14 protein-coding genes are annotated in these 20441 nt (G+C 42.5%); 9 read left to right on the top strand and 5 right to left on the bottom strand.

Annotation, left to right across the window (positions count from 1 at the left end; all coding sequences use genetic code 11):
- The first annotated feature begins 13 nt into the window (after positions 1-13).
- On the top strand, positions 14-1195 hold the full coding sequence (locus AAFH98_RS13900; protein ID WP_342523380.1) for an acetyl-CoA C-acyltransferase: 1182 nt from the start codon (positions 14-16) through the stop codon (positions 1193-1195).
- Between the two features lie 108 nt (positions 1196-1303).
- Positions 1304-2158, top strand: a complete 855-nt coding sequence (locus AAFH98_RS13895; protein WP_342523379.1) for an SDR family oxidoreductase — start codon at positions 1304-1306, stop codon at positions 2156-2158.
- Between the two features lie 37 nt (positions 2159-2195).
- Here AAFH98_RS13895 and AAFH98_RS13890 read toward each other — a convergent pair whose 3' ends face one another.
- From AAFH98_RS13890 to AAFH98_RS13870, 5 genes are all read right to left on the bottom strand, one after another.
- The gene (locus AAFH98_RS13890) at positions 2196-3047 is read right to left on the bottom strand and encodes a Gfo/Idh/MocA family oxidoreductase (RefSeq protein WP_342523377.1); all 852 of its coding nucleotides are present in this window, start codon (positions 3045-3047) and stop codon (positions 2196-2198) included.
- An 82-nt stretch (positions 3048-3129) separates the two neighbouring features.
- Positions 3130-3312: a PspC domain-containing protein gene (locus AAFH98_RS13885; RefSeq protein ID WP_342523376.1), complete on the bottom strand. Its 183-nt coding sequence runs from the start codon at positions 3310-3312 to the stop codon at positions 3130-3132.
- A gap of 52 nt (positions 3313-3364) precedes the next feature.
- Positions 3365-4048 (bottom strand): CDP-alcohol phosphatidyltransferase family protein, encoded by a 684-nt coding sequence (locus tag AAFH98_RS13880; protein ID WP_342523375.1) that lies wholly within the window; start codon positions 4046-4048, stop codon positions 3365-3367.
- A gap of 134 nt (positions 4049-4182) precedes the next feature.
- Positions 4183-5790 (bottom strand): M56 family metallopeptidase, encoded by a 1608-nt coding sequence (locus AAFH98_RS13875; protein WP_342523374.1) that lies wholly within the window; start codon positions 5788-5790, stop codon positions 4183-4185.
- Positions 5791-5828: 38 nt separating this feature from the next.
- Positions 5829-6212 carry a BlaI/MecI/CopY family transcriptional regulator gene (locus tag AAFH98_RS13870; RefSeq protein ID WP_342523373.1) on the bottom strand — a complete coding sequence of 128 codons (384 nt, stop codon included), beginning with the start codon at positions 6210-6212 and terminating at the stop codon, positions 5829-5831.
- Positions 6213-6930: 718 nt separating this feature from the next.
- On the opposite strand from AAFH98_RS13870, the gene AAFH98_RS13865 reads away from it, so the two are divergent.
- The 7 genes from AAFH98_RS13865 to AAFH98_RS13835 all read left to right on the top strand — a co-directional run bounded on the left by AAFH98_RS13865 (position 6931) and on the right by AAFH98_RS13835 (position 20403).
- Complete coding sequence (locus AAFH98_RS13865; RefSeq protein ID WP_342523372.1) at positions 6931-9987, top strand: SusC/RagA family TonB-linked outer membrane protein; 3057 nt, start codon at positions 6931-6933, stop codon at positions 9985-9987.
- Positions 9988-10042: 55 nt separating this feature from the next.
- A complete protein-coding gene (locus tag AAFH98_RS13860; protein WP_342523371.1) occupies positions 10043-11608 on the top strand; it encodes a RagB/SusD family nutrient uptake outer membrane protein in 1566 nt (521 codons plus the stop codon).
- Positions 11609-11791: 183 nt separating this feature from the next.
- Positions 11792-13744: a glycoside hydrolase family 127 protein gene (locus tag AAFH98_RS13855; protein WP_342523370.1), complete on the top strand. Its 1953-nt coding sequence runs from the start codon at positions 11792-11794 to the stop codon at positions 13742-13744.
- A gap of 91 nt (positions 13745-13835) precedes the next feature.
- Positions 13836-15476, top strand: a complete 1641-nt coding sequence (locus tag AAFH98_RS13850) for an alpha-N-arabinofuranosidase (protein ID WP_342523369.1) — start codon at positions 13836-13838, stop codon at positions 15474-15476.
- 103 nt (positions 15477-15579) lie between these two features.
- Positions 15580-17238, top strand: coding sequence for an arabinan endo-1,5-alpha-L-arabinosidase (locus tag AAFH98_RS13845; protein WP_342523368.1), 1659 nt, complete (start codon positions 15580-15582; stop codon positions 17236-17238).
- Between the two features lie 55 nt (positions 17239-17293).
- Positions 17294-19231, top strand: a complete 1938-nt coding sequence (locus AAFH98_RS13840; RefSeq protein ID WP_342523367.1) for a glycoside hydrolase family 97 protein — start codon at positions 17294-17296, stop codon at positions 19229-19231.
- Positions 19232-19248: 17 nt separating this feature from the next.
- Positions 19249-20403 (top strand): aldose epimerase family protein, encoded by a 1155-nt coding sequence (locus AAFH98_RS13835; protein ID WP_342523366.1) that lies wholly within the window; start codon positions 19249-19251, stop codon positions 20401-20403.
- Positions 20404-20441 lie beyond the last annotated feature (38 nt).

The raw sequence follows: 20441 nt of genomic DNA, 5'->3' as shown, positions 1-20441 counted from the left end.
AAACAAAAAAGCCATGAAACAAGCCGTAATTGTTGCTGCTGCGCGAACGCCAACTGGAAAAGCAAATAAGGGATCACTACGATTTACGCCGCCTGATACATTGGGAGGAGAAGTGATCAAAAATGTATTAGAGCAAGCCCCGAACTTGCAGCCCGAACAGGTAGATGATGTGATTTTGGGATGTGCCTTTCCCGAGGCGGCTCAGGGATTGAATATCGCACGTCAAGCTGCTGCTTTGGGAGGATTGCCACCGTCAGTTCCAGCCGCTACGATGAATCGATTCTGTTCTTCGGGATTGCAAACTATAGCCCAGGCCGCCGAACGCATTATGGTTGGTGGGGCGGATGTTATTATTGCCGGTGGAGTAGAGTCGATGTCGCTCGTGCCCATGGGCGGATATGTATCACGATTAAATTCTGATTTGGTAGATAATTATCCCGAAATTTATATCAATATGGGGTTGACGGCTGAGAATGTGGCTGATAAATATGATGTCAGTCGTGAAGATCAGGATGCTTTTGCTTATCGCAGTCACCAACGTGCGCTGAAGGCGTGGGATCAAGGCTATTTTGATGATCAGATTGTACCCATCGAGGTAAAAGAGAAAAAGGTTACGGCCGATGGAGAAGTAGAAGAAACGGAATTTATATTTGATACCGATGAAGGCCCGCGGAGTGATACTTCGGAGGAAATTCTGGCTAAGCTAAATCCTGCCTTCAAGCAAGGGGGCTCGGTTACAGCTGGAAATTCATCCCAAATGAATGATGCAGCTGCTGCCGTTATGGTAATGAGTCGCCAAAAAGCAGAAGAGCTTGGACTGAAACCCATTGCCAAATATCACGGTTTTTCAGTAGCTGGGGTGCCACCCGAAATTATGGGTATTGGGCCAGTCGAAGCAGTGCCGAAAGTGCTAAAGCAAACTGGATTTGATTTGGGTGATATTGATTTGATTGAATTAAATGAAGCATTTGCCGCTCAATCATTGGCCGTTATTCGTGAGTTAGGTCTGGACGAAGATATCGTTAATATTAACGGTGGGGCTATTGCCATGGGGCATCCACTTGGCTGTACTGGCGCAAAGCTCACGACGCAGATTTTATACGATCTCAAGCGTCTTGACAAACAGTTCGGTATGGTAACTATGTGTGTGGGCGGTGGTATGGGTGCAGCCGGTATTTTTGAGAACTTGAATTAAAATGCAATAGAACAGGATTGCGCTGATGAAGCGGATGTTCGCAAATAAAATATCTGCGAGAATTAGCTATATCAGCGTTATTTGCGTTCAATTTTTAAAAATAAATTTATGTTTGCAGAAGATACGTTAGTAAATCAAACGATTTTAATTACCGGTGGCGGTAGTGGTTTGGGATTAGCGATGGCTAAGAAGTTTGCCTCACTTGGTAGTAATATTGCTATTTGCGGTCGAACCGAAGAAAAGCTTCAAAAGGCAGTCAAAGAGATTGAGAACGATGCGAATGATAGTACTGCCAAATATTATGTGGCTGATGTCCGTGATTATGATCGGATTGAGGAGATGATTGGCGAAATTATATCCGATTTTGGAAATATGACCGGTCTTGTTAATAATGCGGCGGGCAATTTTCTGTCAGCTTCCGAAGATCTTTCGCCCGGTGGATTTAAAGCTGTGGTCGATATTGTACTTCATGGCTCATTTAACTGTACGCATGTCTTTGGCAACTACCTCATTAATAATGAAAAAGAGGGTAATATTTTGAATATGGTCACGACCTATTCTGAGGATACCGGATCGGCGTTTGTGCTTCCATCCGCATGCGGAAAAGCAGGGGTATTGGCTATGACCCGATCACTGGCCTATGAATGGGCAACGTATGGCATCCGACTCAATGCGATAGCTCCGGGTCCATTCCCAACCAAAGGTGCCTGGGAGCGGTTGGTTCCAGATGAAAGTGCAGAAAAAAAATTCTTATCAAAGATTCCCGCTGGACGGTATGGTGACAAAGAAGAGTTGGCAAATTTGGCGGCTTTCCTGATGTCTGATTTGGCTCCTTATATCACCGGAGAATCGGTGGTAATTGATGGTGGTGAGCGTTTATCTGCTGGACAGTTTAATTTTATTGATAAGTTGGGATCTCGGGATGAGCTAAAGAAGTTTTTCAAGATGATGCATAAGAAATGATAAAAATATCAGGTGTCGATGTTTGATATACCAATTACTAAACACGGGTAAGACGTTTTTTTATCTTATCGATAGTTTTATTCAGTTCCCACAGGTGATAGGCGTTATAAATTGTTTGGCGATTTAGTTGAATTGACTTAATAAACTCCAGTGCTGATAGTTCTGCGGCTTTGCTGGCATCAAAAGATTGTTTTTTGAAAAATAGGTGCCCCCCGCCGTTTTCTTCACCCATTCGAACTTTTTGTTCAAGCACATCGCAATCCAGTAAAAAATGATTGTTAGCAGCAATGCGATGGTGACGGGAGGTGTCTGCGGTAGCATTGACAAAAATATTTGCCGTAGCTCCGCTTTCAAATCTGAGCAATATATGCAGGGCATATTGATGCTGTTTGGATAAGTCCACCGTTTTTAAATCCATATGATGCACAGATCCGTTCATCCACCGTAAGCAAAAGGCCAATTCATCAATCCAGTAATATTCGAAGGGATGATCAGACTCTGCATATTCGGTGTAATTTATTTCTCGATTAACCTGTATAAAAGAAGGTTTGGAGATTTTTTTACTCATCCATTTTGAGGCGGGTGCCAGGGTGGGCCAGTGCGAAAATTGCACCAATACATTTGATTCTTCAGCCGCATGATACACTTTTTGAGCTTGTTGGGTATCAGTAGGAATAGGAGCAATCAGAAAGGTATGATATCCTGCTTTGACTGCCTCTAACAGGTGGGGTAGGCGGTCAGGGTTTTCATCCAAAAGAAAACAGGCATCAATATTTCCGATTCCGGATAGTTGCTTAGCAATAGCTACTTCCGAAACCGATTGATGGGGGCGTAAATGTTTTTCCCAAGCGACGGCTCTGTCAGCAGGACCTACAATTCCTATTCTCATAACCGGAATGTTCATTGTGTTGTTGGTTACCCATAGTTATGAAATAGGTAGAAAATTTCAAAACAGATTGTTGGGTAGAAGATTAATCAGGCATTACCAATGCAAGGATAAAATAAAGCAATATGGGAGTACCCGATCCAAGGAAAGTGAGAACTACAAAAATTATTCTGATCAACGTTGGATCCCATCCTAAGTATTCTGCGATGCCGCCACAAACGCCGGTAATCATTCGGTCTGTGCGAGATTTTCTTAAACGAGCTCCCATAAGCAATATCAATTAGTTTTTTGTAGGTGTTTGTCGAGATAATACGGCATATTTAATGGGATGTTTCAACCGTTTTTAGGTTAACATAAAAAGACAATCCAAAGTAGTAGAACGGGAAGATGAATGAGCTGTAAATTAATAGAGGGGGAGAATGATCAAAATAATACAGCATGGCTATCAGCTGTAATGTGAAAATAGAGCCGAGAATAAGTGTAATAGGTCGTAAGAATTTAGTTCGTGACGGATATACAAATTTTACTGGCACGAAGGTTACGAAAGCGAACATCAACAAAATAGCTGAGGCAAATATGGTGGGTAAATTAAGTAAGAATATATAAAAGACGACAATATTCCAGTATGAGGGGAAGCCGAAAAAAAAGTGATCTTCTGTTTTAGCTTTTGTATTTGAAAATCCGAATACACTGGCTACAGCACAAATGAGTAGAACCCATACGGGGATTTCCATGGTGGCAAAAATCCAGAGTAGAGGAGCGATCGTCCATGTAATAAAGTCAACGATATTATCCATCAGGGCGCCGTCAATAGCTGGGGCATGTTCTTTGGTTTGGGTAAGCCGTGCTAACCCCCCATCCACAGAATCGATAATGGCGGCAATGGCTAATACCCATACCGTTTCTTGATAATATCCATTATATGTTAATATGAGTGCCCATAAGCCAAGTCCTGCACCTAAAGCAGTAAATAGATGGACCCCGTACGCTGCTGCCTTTTTCACAAACAGATGTTATTAAGTTGCACTATCTTTGTTTTGAACACCCGTAATAAAATAAAAAAAGCGGAACCTACGAAGTCCCGCTTTAAAACTGATGGAAAAAATGTAAGCTTTTTACATTTTTGAAACTTACTTAATTATGAATCCTGGTTATCTGTAGAAAGTCGGAAGCTAATAGGGAGTGAATACTGCACGCGAACAGGTTCGCCATCAACTTTTCCTGGGGTAAAATCGGCTTGCTTAACGACTCTGAGGGCTTCTTCATCTAAGCTTTCGTGAACGCTCTTTACGATGGTAGGATTTTCGATATTACCATCCTTATTGATGATAAACTGTACAATTACACGTCCTTCAGCACCCGCCTCACTTGCTTCTTTGGGATAGTTGATCATCTGTTGTAATGAGCCTAAGCCCCCGACCAGTTCGGGCATGTCTTTTACGGTAACGTAATAATCACCGTCATCGGCTTTTGATGGAGTTGAGGGTGGAAATATAGCCTCATCTTTAAGATCGGTAAATGCTTTATCGGGATTGTTCACTTCCATCTTGATGACCCCGTTCTTGCCTTTATTTCCATACTGGTTTTCAGCGTTTTCCCCTTTAAGTACGTTAACTGATTTTATGTATTTGGGTTTAAGACGTGTTAATTTCCTTTTGTTTTCTTCGGTCTTTTCCCACTCTTCTCCGTTGACAATATATAAGGGAAAGTTTTCTGAAGAATTGTTACTCATTTGCGCTTGCGTTTGTTCTACATCACTTTTCGTGATGTTATCATCAGCCATATCAGTACAAGAGATGGTGATGGTTAAGAGGGAGGCAGCGAATAACGTAATAAGGAAACTCGATCGAAAATTCATAGAGGTATGGTCTTGATTTGACATGATTTGGATACGTTTTTTTAAAGATGATTTACTCACAGCCATTGATAAGGCTAATTGTTGATTGTGATCTTGCTTTGCAAGCTCAAAAAGTAGCGACGCATATTTTTTCTTTGAAAACCGATTGGTAGCTAATACTTGGCTGTCACATAAAATTTCGCGGTACTCTTCGCGCGATGCATAAAGGTGGTTTACCAATGGATGGAACCAGAAAAGATTTTTTATAGAGACCAAGAAACTGTTAAGCAGAAAATCGTGATTTTTGATATGGATCAGTTCGTGTTGAACAGCCATAGCAAGCGACTCTGTATCTCCTTTTAGATCTGTTGGAAGTACAATTTTTGTTTTTAACCACCCATAGGTGTAAGGAATAGCGGTATTGGCAGAATAGGCAATCTGGGTGTTTTTATATTGCGAAGAACTTTCTGGAAGAATAGCCAAAAGTTCTTGTTCATTGGCAAGAGAAGTGAAATTGAGTTCTTTACCTATCGCTCGAAGTCGAGTAAAATCGACCAGAAGTTTTAGTAATAACAGTATGGCCCCGATCAAAAAGATTAAGCTGATGTTCCCAGTCCAAAATTGGACAGTCATAAGACTACTTAATATTGAGGGATCTGACGAAGTAGCTGATACGGGTATTGGATTCTGAATGATAATGGTTAAACCTGATGCTGTTGATTCGGTAGCACTGTTTATCTTATCCATGAGATAGGTTCCCAGAAGTGCAAGGGGAAGAACAAGCAGCAAAGCTGTTCGAATGTGGTAATGATAAATCGCATTGAGCGATTCATATCTGGATAATGCCCATGTAAGGGGGGCCGCTACAAGGGTCCAAATGATAACTGGTAGCCATAATTGCTCGATCATTTGATCACCGAACGATTGTAAAAAGGTAATGAATTCTATCATTGATTATCCTCCATCTGATCAATCAAGTTTTTGATTTCAGCAAGATCTTCTGAGTTTAAATCATCACTATTAACCAGTGCTTGTACTAATTCTTTGGGAGACCCTTTGAATGCCTTTTTCATTAAATTGGTAATGATATTCGAACGTACGGATTCCGGTTTTTGAGCGGAACTGTAAACATAGGTTACGCCGTCTTTTCTATATTTAAGAAATCCTTTGTCGGCCAGGTTTTTCATAACCGTCATGATTGTTGTGTAGGCAACATCGCGTTCTTTTAGGATGCGTTTGCGCACTTGCTTGACTGTGGCTTCGCCCAAATCCCACACGTGATTAAGTACTTCCATTTCGGTTTCTCCCAGAGGGGTGAGTGATTTTTTCATACTATCTTATATACTAATAATTTAGTTTTAATCAGATAGTACTAATATAATAGTATTTATGTTTTTGTCAAATTGGGAGGGGCAAATTTCAAGTAGGGTTCATGATTACTATGTGAATGTCCAGTTTTGTTGATGAAGGCATACCAGTCTCAAAAACTGTATATGAGCAAACAAAATTGTGCTCATGCATAATTGCAGTGGCATGTCAAGATGGGCTTAATAAATATCCAAATAATCAGCTGAAAGTAGTTGAGAAAAAGGGGGGAGATATGGAGTTATTCGAAAACTGAATGAAATTATATTAAGGCTAATTTCGCCTGATGGTTTTATTGTTTTTGGAAAATCAGGCACAAAATTTAAAAAATGAAGAAGAAAAAAATCAGAACCGCAATATAGATTTTTAAATTATTTGGAAGTTAAAATCAGCAAAAGAAATAATTCAAAAAGAGATATTAATGACTTCAATAATGCTCTCAGAGGATGTAAACCCATTATTAGTGTTTGTTCTACACTTATAGCCCACCTCGTTGTATTAATCATACTTTGCCTTCCGTTATTTCTTTTCTGATTCTCATGTAACCGCTTGCATCTCATTTTAAGAATGCTTAAAAATAAGAGGCGAAAGAAGTGTAATTAATACACTTAGTAATTTTTCTGTTTTGATCAGCCAGAAAAGTTGCCATTTAACTTGTTAATACCTTAACAAAATCAGGGATTTATGAAATCACACTTACATATTAAAATTGTATTGTTGATGGCTGTATTTACCGTCTTTTCGTCGGTAGATGTGTTAGCCCAACATACCGTTTCGGGAACGGTGATAGATGCAAGTACTTCAGAATCACTTCCGGCAGTAAATATACTGGTGAAGGGAACGACTCGGGGTGCTACATCAGATGTTGATGGACAATATGAAGTAACCGCTGTGTCATCAACCGATACACTCGTATTTTCTTATGTTGGATATCAGTCTCAGGAAGTTCCAATACAAGGACGGTCAGAAATACATATCTCATTACAACCCCAAGCCTTAATGGGGGAAGATGTTGTAGTTGTAGGATATGGAACCCAGCAACGAGAAGATGTAACCGGTTCCATATCTCAGGTTAGTTCAGAAGAAATTGAAAAATATAGCGCAACGGATCCGTCTGAAGTACTGCGTGGGCGGGTGCCAGGTTTACAGGTAAAATCAGATGGAGAGCCTGGAGCCGCACCGAATATACAAATTCGTGGTGTGGGTACCTTTGGTGATAGCCAGCCCTTATATGTTATTGATGGTGTTCCGGTTGGCACAAGTATCAGAGATTTTAATCCGAATGATATAGCATCAGTAGAGGTATTAAAAGATGCATCTGCTGCTGCTATTTATGGTTCGCGTGCAGCAAATGGTGTAGTACTTATAACCACTGAGAAAGGGACAAAAAATACGCCGTTGCAAGTAAGTTATAGCGGAACATATGGAGTCAGCCAAATTTGGCAGGATATACCTGTTACAGAACGGGAAAATTACCAGATGTTGAGTAATGAAGGGCAAATAAATGCTGGTGAATCTTTAAATCCTGGAAACGATCCTAATCACCCAAATTATGTGGATGATGTAAATACTGATTGGCAGGAGGAAGGATTGGAAACGGGCCAACGAATGAATCATACATTGAAATTTTCTGGCGGTGGTGATTATACCACGTATAACGTATCGCTAGATTATGTAGATGATCAGGGTACATTGGTAGGACATGGACCTGATTATAAGCGCTATTCGGCCCGGCTTAATACAACAATGGAAAAGGGGATATTCGAATTCGGACAGAATTTTTACTATACCCATACTGATGAAAAAGCATTGAATTACAATACCAATGTGCTGACGGGTGGGCGTCCGCCTATGATTGTCGACTTGAATATTGCAGTGCCTACACTTAGTGTCTATGATGAATCTAATATAGGAGGATGTGCAGGTACAGAATCCGATGTTCATAACGTGATTGTATTGAATGTTCCATGTACCAATCAATTATTGGAGGGAGAGACCAATGTGGATCGTTCTTTTGCGGCTGGTTATGCTCAGGCTAATATTATTGACCAAGATGATCAGGCATTGACCTATAAGTTAAATGTAAGCTATGATCGGACGAATGTTCGAAATTATAATTGGGTGCCTGAATTTGAAATGGGCTTTTTCTTTAATAATACCAGTGCCCGGCTCAATGATGGTCAGGATATTTACAGTACTACTGTTATTGAGAATACACTAACCTATGAAAATGTCTTTGCCGATCGGCATAATGTAACAGCTTTGATTGGACAGACATATCAAAAGGGAACATCCGTACTTCGTAATGGATATTCCGAAAACTTTGCACAGCCATACTTTAAGGTGCTTGACAACGGGTCAAACAAAACGGCATCTGGAGAGCAGTATGAAAATGCACTTGTTTCCTACTTTGGTCGAATGAATTACAATTATGATGATCGCTATTTGCTTACTGCCACTATTCGGCGGGATGGATCATCTCGATTTGCACCCCAAAATAGGTACGGTAATTTTCCCTCAGCTTCATTAGGGTGGAATATTCATAACGAAGAGTTTATCTCGTTACCAGACTTTATCTCGGAATTCAAAATACGGGCCAGCTATGGTAAATTAGGTAACCAAAATATTGGAGATTACCTGTATTCCAGTACGGTGAATCCGGGAGTGGTTTATAATTATGGTGGAACAAAAGTTATTGGCAGTACTCAAACACAAATTGCGGATGAAAGTATCAAATGGGAAACCAAAACGACGAAAAACATTGGTTTTGATGCTTCCTTTTGGGATCGAACGGTTGATTTATCTGCCGAATATTATCAAAGCGTAACATCTGATATTTTAGTAGGAGTACCAATTCCGTTGTCTGTAGGAGCAAATAACAGTCCAACCGTTAACGCAGGTGAGCTTCAGAATTCAGGTCTGGAGTTCGCAGCTACGTACCGAAAAACTCGGGGAGATTTTACTTTCGAGATTACGGCCAATTTGAGTACGCTTAGAAACGAGGTGCTTGCGTTGGGGGGAGAAGATGAACCCATAATTGGAACTGGAACACGTACCGCCGTAGGTGGTGAAGTCGGTCGCCATTATGGTTATGTAACTGATGGTATTTTCCAATCTCAGGATGAAATTAGTGATCACGCTTTCCAAAATGCGGGTACAGCTCCGGGAGATCTCAGGTTTAAAGACTTAAACGATGACGGAGTAATAAATGATGAGGACCGAACCTATCTGGGAAGTGGGTTACCAAGTATCAATTATGGCCTGAATTTCACCGGGGAGTACAAAAACTTCGACTTTACAGTATTTGCCTCGGGAATGGGAGATTATCTCATTCATAGCCGGATGTATCGTACCCTTATGGCTACCAGCGATTATATGAATTATCATACTGATATGCTGGACCGATGGACACCAGAAAATACCGATACTGATATTCCCCGCAGAATCGTAGGAGATCCCAATAATAACAACCGTAACTCCGATCGCGAAGGATGGCTGCAGGATGGGACACATCTCCGGATCAATACATTGCAGTTGGGTTATACGCTACCTGAAAATCTGACAAGTTATTTGTCAATTTCCAATGCTCGGATATACGTAAATGCACAAAACGTATATACCTTTACCGCTTATAAAGGGTACAACCCGGACTTTACTTCCGGTGTATTTGAACCCGGGTATAATAATGGGTCTTATCCAACACCAAGAACATTGACTGTGGGCATTGATGTTGGATTCTAATCTTAATTTTTACACCGATTTTGAGTGTTCAATACCAAATTTAATGACTAAGACCATGAAGAAACTAATATTTTTAATTGCACTTATGATGTTTGTGGGTTGCAATGATCAGTTGGATTTAACAAATCCCAACGAGCCCACTGCTGATACCTTCTGGGAAACAGAATCAGATGCCGTACGAGCCAGTCATGCCATGTACAATGGTTTGATCATGGACGGTACCTATATGCGGATGATACCGGCTTTAACGGATGGACGTAGCGATGGGTTTAAGGCAGATACCCCGTGGCCAGATTTATGGCAGGTAGCTGCTTTTAACGTTCCGGCTACCTCTGGTCCAGTTGAGTGGGTATGGAGAGAACATTACGTTCTTATTTATCGGGCCAACCAGATCCTGGAATATGTACCAGAAATGGAAATCGATGAAGCGTTAAAGGAGCGTATCGTTGGACAGGCTCACTTTTTACGTGGATTGGCTTACTTTAATCTTGCCAATAATTTCCACAGAGTACCAATTAGTGATGCCTTGCCCGATCCCGATGAATTTAACGAGCCTACGGCATCTGAGGAAGATCTGTGGCAGCAAATAATTGATGATTTTAGTGACGCGAAAGATCGGCTTCCGGTTTCCTATGAAAATATTGACGGCCCTGACCAAGGACAAGTTGGCCGTGCTACAGCTGGTGCAGCAACTGGTATGTTGGGGAAAGCCTACCTATATCGTGAGCAATGGCAAAATGCGGCCAGTGAATTTGAGTTGTTGATACCCGGTGCAGGAGAAAGTAGTCCGATGGAAGTCTATGACTTAGTGGATAATTTTCGCCACAACTTCAATATCGATAACGAAAACAATGTAGAGTCACTTTTCGAGGTCCAGTTTGCCGATCCTGATCAAGTTGGAGGTTCAGAAATGAATTACTGTTGTGAACCGAACAGCAACTGGATGCAGGTATCTTCACAATCTTATACCTATGCAGCCGAAGGATATGGATATTCGGATTTCTTGCCCACACAGTGGCTATATGATGAATTCAACGAAGAGCAAACGGTAAGTGGAAATAAAGATCCGCGCTTGCTGGATACCATTGTTTCGTATGAGCCTGGAGAAAATTCCACGACTGTGTATGGAGATCCCTGGCCATATGGACAGGATGAAATATATCCGCGAAAATATACCCATGAAGGGTTGCCATATGCAGAGCTTAGGGAGCAGTCCGGTATTAACTATCGTGTACTTCGTTATGCCGATATTTTATTGATGTATGCTGAGGCACAGAATGAGCTTGACGACCGAGCAACAGCGGCTCAATACATGCAACAGGTTCGAGATCGGGCAAATCTACCTGACCGTACAGCCGAGTTTACCGGTTTTACACGAGATGAAATGCGTGAACAGATTGCTCATGAACGAGCCCTTGAGTTCGCTATCGAAGGCCAGCGTATCCACGATATGATTCGGTGGGGATGGTTTGATGAGAGCAGTCCGCGGTATAAGGTACCCGAGCTGCAACAGCGTGATGCTGAGTTCAACAGTTGGGATACCGGTGATGAATACTTGCCAATTCCGCAGCGCGAGCTCGATGTGAATCCGAATTTGGAACCCAACCCTGCTAACGATTAACGTAAATGAGATCTATACTGCCGGGTTAAAAGCCCGGTAGTATTTTTATTAATACAAAGTGGTAGTACTATTGATGTGATAAAAACAGATGCAATAAATGTTTTTATCACATGGACAGTATCCCAAAATTGTAAAGGTGAGCGTACTGAGTAGTATCAGTATTATGTTTAATAGCATGAAATTATGAGTAATATAAAGGTTTCATATTCAAATCTATCAAAAGGTGCATTGCTGATAATTCTGATACTAATATCGGGATTGGGGCTATCATTACATGCCCAAGATCATACCTCATCAGCGATCAAGCTAAATATGTTTGCACTCAGTGAGGTAGAACTACTCGATAGTCCATTTAAAAAAGCCATGGAACTCGATGGTAAATATCTTTTGAGACTGGAAGCCGATCGCCTGCTGGCTCCGTATTTGGAAGAGGCTGGTTTGGATCCGAAAGGAGAAAGTTATGGCGGTTGGGAAGCCCAAGGAGAAATAGGAGAAGGGCTCGACGGTCATTCGCTGGGCCATTACCTGTCTGCACTTTCCATGATTTATGCCTCGACGGGTAAACAGGCATTTGGAGAGCGATTAAATTACGTGGTTAGTGAATTGAAACGTGCCCAGAAAGCCAACAAAACTGGCTACATAGGTGGCGTACCTAACGGCGAAGAAATTATAAACGAGGTTCGGTCGGGCGATATCGAAGCTGAGTCTTTTGCATTAAATGGAAGCTGGGTACCATGGTATAACCTGCACAAGCTGTTTGCAGGGTTACGCGATGCCCATCGACATGCTGAAAATGAGCAGGCCCTGGATATACTGATTAAATTATCAGACTGGACGGTTGAGTGGGCGGATGATCTTTCGGAAGAGCAATTCCAAGAAATGCTACAGACTGAGCACGGCGGCATGAAAGAAGTAATGGCTGACTTGTATGCTATAACAGGTGATCAAAGGTATTTAGAATTGTCTGATCGATTTACCCATGAAGCTATTGAAGATCCGTTAGCTGAGAATGAAGATCAACTCGAAGGATTACATGCTAATACCCAGATCCCCAAAATTATAGGAGCGGCGCGGAACTATGAGGTCTCAGGAAATGAAGAGATGCGGGAGCTATCTACTTTTTTCTGGCAAACGGTAGTCAATGGACGTACTTATGCCAATGGTGGCAACAGCGATGGTGAGCATTTTGGTCCCAAAGGTGGAATTATATCAGAAGAGTTAAGCCGATCCAGTTCCGAGACGTGCAACACCTATAATATGTTAAAACTTACCCGGCATCTATCGCAGTGGGAAGCTGATGCCGCTTACGCTGACTATTATGAGCGAGCATTATATAATCACATTTTAGCTTCACAAGATTCGCAAACAGGCATGTTCGCCTATTATATTTCGATGGAGCCGGGAACCTATAAGACCTTCAGCAAGCCATTCGATTCGTTCTGGTGCTGTGTGGGCAGCGGAATGGAAAATCATACCAAATACGGCCGCTATATTTATATGCATGGTGAGGACGAGTTATACGTGAATTTGTTTATTCCTTCTGAGCTCAATTGGCAAGAGCAGGGAATTTCGCTCCGTCAGGAAACCGCATTTCCAGAATCAGAGAAAAGTACATTTACGGTTAGTACTGAGAGTCCCCACAAGTTTGTAATGAAGGTTCGACGGCCAAGTTGGGCCGGTGACGGATTTACCATTTTTGTGAATGGGGAAAAAGTTGAAGTTTCTCAACAGCCGAGCAACTATATCGCAATTGAAAGAACCTGGAAAGATGGCGATAAAATTGAAGTGCAGTTGCCAATGAAAACAAGAACAGAGCCACTTAGTGGTGATGACAGCAAGATTGCTTTTATGCATGGGCCCATTTTACTGGCAGGCATTGTAGGAGAGGAAGTACCCATTCAGGGACAATATGCCGGCAGCGAGCAATACGAATATTTTGACTTACCCACTGTGGATGTCCCGGGATTAGAGCCCGAAAATGATAAGACGGAGAGCTGGATGAAATCCTCGCAGAAACCACTGCAGTTTGAGCTGCAAAATGTTGGTGAAGCAAGTGGTATTACACTTGCTCCGTTCTACCAGGTAAACCATGAGCACTATACCGTTTACTGGGGTTTGAATCACAAAAATAACTAAGTGGTTGGTTACGAATAAGATATCAGATAGTGAGATAGCCTGATCTGATTCTACCAACGCAATTAATATTAACTCGACATCGAATATAACTATGAAGAACCTTCAGAAGATAATGGCGGCAGGAGTTGCTTTATTATTGGTTATAATAGCTATACCAACCCAAGCTCAGGATGCACGTATTAAAATTGATATCGATCGTACGATTGGTGAAGTGCACGAGCACCTGTATGGAAACTTTACTGAGCACTTGGGGCGTCATATTTATGGGGGGATATATGATCCCGATTCGCCGTTGGCCGACGAGGATGGTTTTCGAACGGATGTTATAAAAGCGGTTAAAGATATGAATGTGACGTTGCTTCGATATCCCGGCGGAAATTTTGTTTCCAATTATCACTGGCAAGATGGGGTAGGACCCAAAGAAGATCGTCCCACACGCATGGATTTAGCTTGGGACGTCCAGGATCCCAACACTTTTGGGACCAATGAATTTATGGAGTTTGCCGAGAAGGTAGGCACAGAGCCGTATTTTGCCGTGAATCTGGGAACCGGGACTATTGAAGAAGCACGTCGCTGGGTAGAATACACTAATATTGAGGCAGGTCCCGATGAAACCGACAAGCGGAATCTTGAAAAAGGACCTTATTATGCTGATCTACGTGCTGATCATGGTTATGAAGAGCCCCATAATATTAAGTATTGGAGTCTGGGCAATGAGATGGATGGACACTGGCAGATGGGTCATTTAAATGCAGAAGATTACAGCAAGAAAGCGCGCGAAGCGGCCAAGTTGATGTCGTGGACTGACCCGAGCATCAAGATTGTAGCAGCGGGATCATCAAATTATTACGGCGAAGATGCCGATCCCGATGAATGGAATCGAACGGTTATCCAAGAGCTCAAAGATTATATCGATTACATTTCGCTGCACATTTATGTGGGTAACGAAGACGATAACTACTACGATTTTATGGCCAGTCCACGTGTGATGGAGCAGCGCACACAGATTGTACGGGGGATGATTGAAGAAGTAATGCAGGATCCCGAGCGCGGAGAAGATGAACAGATTTATATCGCCTGGGACGAGTGGAACGTCTGGTACCGTGCTCGTGGCGGAGAAGGGGGGACAGGTTATACTGCCTTGGAAGAGCGTTATAATCTTGAAGACGCACTGGTAGTAGCGGGATTTCTTAACGGATTCATCCGTAACGCCGATATCGTAAAAATGGCGAATATGGCACAACTTGTGAATGTCATTGCACCTATTTTTACCAAAGAAGACGACATGTTCCTGCAGACGATCTATCACCCCATGAAACTGTTTGCTAATAATGCGCATGGCACGGCATTAGATGTGTATGTGGATTCCGATACCTATGATACGGAGATCTTTAACAGTGGGGCGGGTTATTCTCCGACTAAGGAAAAAGATGTGCCTTATTTGGATGTTTCAGCAACGTATACTGATGATGGTGAAGTAGTAATTAATGTGGTTAACCGCCATAAAGATGAAGCTATTAACACTGATATCATCTCCCAGCAGGGTATTTTTGATGGAGAATTTGAGGTTCATGAGGTAAATGGTCCAGACATTAAAGCAGAAAATGATTTTGATAATACCCGGGTTGAGGCGGTGCAAAAGTCCTCTATCCAAGCTAATGGAGAAACGATCAATTATACCTTCCCAGCTCATTCGTATACGATGATCAAAGGGAAAATAACGTCAGAATAGGGTGTGCTCTAACGCCTGAAGATAGAATCATCAGGCTAAGAGGAATCCTAAACTCACTTAAGTGAGCTTCTATATAAAAAGTGCTTAGCCCACGGATTTATCCATGGGCACAAAGGAAGTAATGCCATCCGCCGAAGAATTTGCAGTCGGACGGATAAATAAATCCAACATAAACATGAATTACCTGAAATTTATACTTATCGGATTTTGCTCGCTGGTGCTTCTTGTGAGCTGCAGCGATAATTCCACTGGTGTAGATGATGATGGTGATGATGAAGATTCCGATGAGGAGACCGAAACGTTTGATGGTCCGATGTATTCTGATGACTACACTTCCCGGTCGGATTGGTCGGATCGCGGTGAATGGGATCTGGAAAATGTTCATGACCCAACGGTAGTAAAAGACGGAGATTTTTTTTACATGTATCAGACGAATGCCTCTTATGGCAACGTACACCAGGGACATGGGAATTATCCTTATCGCCGGTCAAAGGACTTGGTGAATTGGGAGTACCGGGGAGCTGCGTTTTCTGAGGTACAATCTTGGGTTAAGGATTCATTGAATAGTATTCGTGCTGAGATGGATTTACCCCCAATAGAAAATCCAAATTATGGATTTTGGGCTCCCCATATCACAAAAGTGAATGGAACCTATCGAATGTATTACAGCGTAATTATTGATAATCCCATTGAAGGAGATGATCCAAATACATCGTGGACTGAGCGGGCATTTATTGGGCTGGCCGAATCGGATGATCTTTCTTCTAATAATTGGGAGGACAAGGGAATGGTGATTCATTCTGTTGCCGATGGCGAAGAAACCTATGACCGGGATGGGGGCAATGACTGGAGCGCTTATTTTAAATTCAATGCCATTGATCCATCCTATGTTACTACGCCCGAAGGAGAGCACTGGTTGATCTATGGTTCCTGGCATTCGGGCATCGCAGCAGTTGAACTCGATCCGGAAACAGGTAAGCCGTACGAGCTAACTGATCTGGAAGATTATGGTACAAAAATAGCGGGACGTGGAAATTCCCGATGGCAACCCCTTGAGGCTCCAGAAATCATTTATAATGAAGAGACTGGCTATTACTACCTATTTTTGGCTTATGATGAATTGTCGGTGGCATATAACACACGTGTGGTTCGCTCTGAAAATATTACTGGTCCATATTACGGCATTGATGGTAATAACGTAACAAATGGGGCTGAGGATTGGCCTGTGGTGACGCACCCCTATAAATTTGATGGACATCACGGGTGGGTAGGTATTTCTCATCCTTCTATTTTTCAAGATCCGGATTCCGGGGAATGGTTTTATTCTTCGCAAGGACGATTGCCTCCGGATATATCTGGCATTAACGCTTCGAATGCAGTGATGATGGGGCATGTGCGTGAAATTTACTGGACCGATGACGGCTGGCCGGTGGTAGCTCCTGAGCGGTATGCGGATGTTCCCGAAACGGAAATTACCAAAGAAGATATTATAGGAAACTGGGAAGAAGTTACGCTCGAATATGAATACCAGACCATGCAAACCTCATATCGCGTTGAATTTAACGAGGATAATACGCTCGGAGGAGCATTAGATGGCACATGGTCGTATGATGAAGAGTCCCAGACGCTGACGGTAAATGATATGGAACTGATCGTAGATAATGCCTGGGACTGGGAAATATCGCCTCGATCAACCACGATAACGTACACCGGCCTTACGTCCACGGGGCGTTCGGTCTGGGGAAAAAAGACAGGAGAATAAATAGAAGATAGTTTTGATCATAAAAACACACGCACATATCATTAGGCTATCGATAATGCCCGTTCTTGTTTTCCTATTTGTGGCATGTGAAAATGATGGTCACAATGTTGAGAGTCCGGAGGGAAGCATTGAACTTCATTTTGAACTGATGGATGATACCCAGCCAACGTACTCAATTTCGTATCAGGATTCTATTGTGTTGGAGCAATCTCAACTGGGTTTAACCCGCGATGATATTGATTTTTCCCGGAATATGATGTTGGAATCGGTATCCGGTCCGGAAAAAATTGAGGATCAGTATTCGCTGCAGCACGGCAAGCAAACCGAAATTAGCTATACAGCAACAGAACAAACATATCATCTGCGGCATAAATCGGGGGCTCCGTTGGACATCACTTTTCGGGTTTCAAATGACGGCGTAGGATTCCGGTATCATTTTCCCAATGAAAGTGACCAAACTCATTTTATTACTGAGGAACACACGTCCTTTAATGTACCGGAAGACAGTCGGGCATGGCTCGAGCCGTTGGCCAATGTAAATACCGGTTTCGCTGAGACGAATCCCTCGTACGAAGAGCATTATCTGCAGGATGTCAAAGTTGGTACTTCTGCTCCCGACAGTGCGGGATGGGCGTATCCGGCATTGTTTAAATCGGGGGAAACATGGCTATTGATTTCCGAAGCAGGAATGGATGGCAACTATCCTGCCACGCGTTTACAGCAGGAAGCTCCAAATGGCAATTATCAAATCGGCTTTCCACAGGAGGGAGAGCAGTTTCCGGGCAAGGCGCTCGATCCAAAGTCCAATTTGCCGTGGCCAACCCCGTGGCGTATTATTACGGTCGGTGACCTGAAAACGATTACGGAATCAACACTGGGGACCGATTTGGCAGCAGAGTCGCAACTGGAAAATACCTCGTGGATTGAGCCGGGCAGCGCTTCGTGGAGCTGGGCAAAGCTCAAAGATCCCTCGGTGAATTACGAAGATCAAAAACGGTTTATCGACTATGCTGCCGAGATGGGCTGGAAATACACGCTTGTTGATGTCGCATGGGATTCGACGATTGGCTACGATCGCATGGCGGAGCTTGCTGACTATGCGGACTCTAAAGATGTTGAGCTTTTTCTTTGGTACAATTCGTCGGGCAGCTGGAATTCAACAGATTATACGCCTAAAAGTCAGCTGTTGACCCATGAAGACCGAGTCGAGGAATTTAGCAAATTACAAGAAATGGGTATTGCAGGAATAAAAGTAGACTTTTTTGCCGGCGACGGGCAATCAATGATACAGTATTACTTGGATATTTTTAAGGATGCCGCCGATCACAATCTTCTTGTTAATACGCATGGCACAACGTTGCCGCGTGGTTGGCACCGTACGTGGCCCAATCTTATGACCATGGAATCGGTCAAAGGATTTGAATTTATCACTTTTGAGCAGCAAAATGCTGATAAAGCTGCTAATCACAATACGATGTTGCCGTTTACACGGAATGTGTTTAGTCCCATGGATTATACGCCCATGAGTCTGACTGAATTACATAATGTTAAGCGGAAAACGACTACTGCCCACGAGCTGGCTTTGCCGGTGCTGTTTACTTCCGGGATTCAGCATTACGCCGAGACGGCACGTGGGATGGAAGAAGTTTCGGAGGATGTACGGGAATTTATAAAGCGGATTCCTGTGGCGTGGGATGAAATGCAGTTTGTAGATGGATTTCCCGGCAAGCATGTAGTAATAGCACGCAGGGCCGGTGACCGCTGGTTTGTAGTAGGGATTAATGGAGAGAAAAATTCCAAAGAAATATCCTTTGATTTGTCATTTATTCCGAGTCAGTTACATGGAACAATCTTTAAAGATGGTGAGGAATTATACGACATTAGCCGTGATGAAACTATGCCTTCTGAAACAATAAATGTAGTAATGAATGGAAATGGAGGGTTTGTGATGCTTTTTGAGCAAGATAATACCGTCTTTAAAAACAGTAATTAAAATAAAGTAGGATAAAAATGATCTCATTATTCAAGGATTTACAAAATCTGTCATCTGTTGCATCTGTAGTGGTGTCGTGTAGTTTTTTGTTGATATTAGTTATAGGATGTACACAGCAAGCGACTGAAACGCAGGAAATCAGTATTGAAGAAGAACCCTTTGGCACTCTTGAAGATGAGCGGGAGGTAACGGAATATACGTTGTCGAATGCCAATGGGATGGAAGTTAAAATTATAAATTACGGGGGTATTGTGACCTCAATACAAACTCCTGATGCAGATGGTAACTTCGAGAATGTTGTACTGGGATTTGAATCGCTGGATAAATATATCCCCAATGGAGATTATTTGGGGGCAATAATCGGGCGTTATGGCAATCGTATTGCCGAAGGTACTTTTTCCATTGACGACACCGACTATGAGCTTGCTACAAATGATGGTGACAATCATTTACATGGCGGTGATGAAGGATTTGATCAAAAGCTGTGGAATGCCAAAATGCAGGATGATGGCTCATTAACGTTGAACTATCTGAGTGAAGATGGGGAAGAGGGATATCCCGGCAACTTGGATGTGACCGTAGTTTATTCGCTTACCAATGACAATGAACTAAAAATTGCGTACAAAGCTACTACCGACAAGGCCACACCGGTAAATCTGACCAATCACAGCTATTTTAATTTGAGTGGTCAGCCCGACAGTCCCATTCTGGATCATGAACTGATGTTAGCTGCTGATCGCTATACCCCAGTAAATGAGGAGTTGATACCAACGGGGGAACTTGCTGAAGTGGAAGATACACCTTTTGACTTTACGGAGCCCAATGGAATTGGTGATCGTATTGATGATGTGGATGGGGGATATGATCATAATTGGGTGTTAAATCGTACAGAAAGTGATTCGCTATTCCATGCAGCAACGCTTTATCATGATGAAAGTGGTCGTGAGATGAAAGTATTTACCGAAGAGCCCGGCCTACAGTTTTACTCCGGTAATTTTTTGGATGGAAGCATGGAGGGACCCAACGGTACGCCATATGTGAAACATGGCGCACTCTGCTTGGAAACGCAACATTTTCCTAACGCTCCTAATGAGTCTGATTTCCCATCTACGATTTTGGAACCCGGGGAAACATATCAAACAACAACCGTGTACCAGTTTTTAACTCGATAATTCTTTAAATCATAATAGTTATGTCATTTTTAAAACAA

The organism is Fodinibius sp. Rm-B-1B1-1 (genome assembly GCF_038594945.1).
GTDB lineage: Bacteria > Bacteroidota > Rhodothermia > Balneolales > Balneolaceae > Fodinibius > Fodinibius alkaliphilus.
The sequence above is the reverse complement of the archived record's forward strand: the minus strand, read 5'-3'. Positions and strand labels throughout refer to the sequence as shown.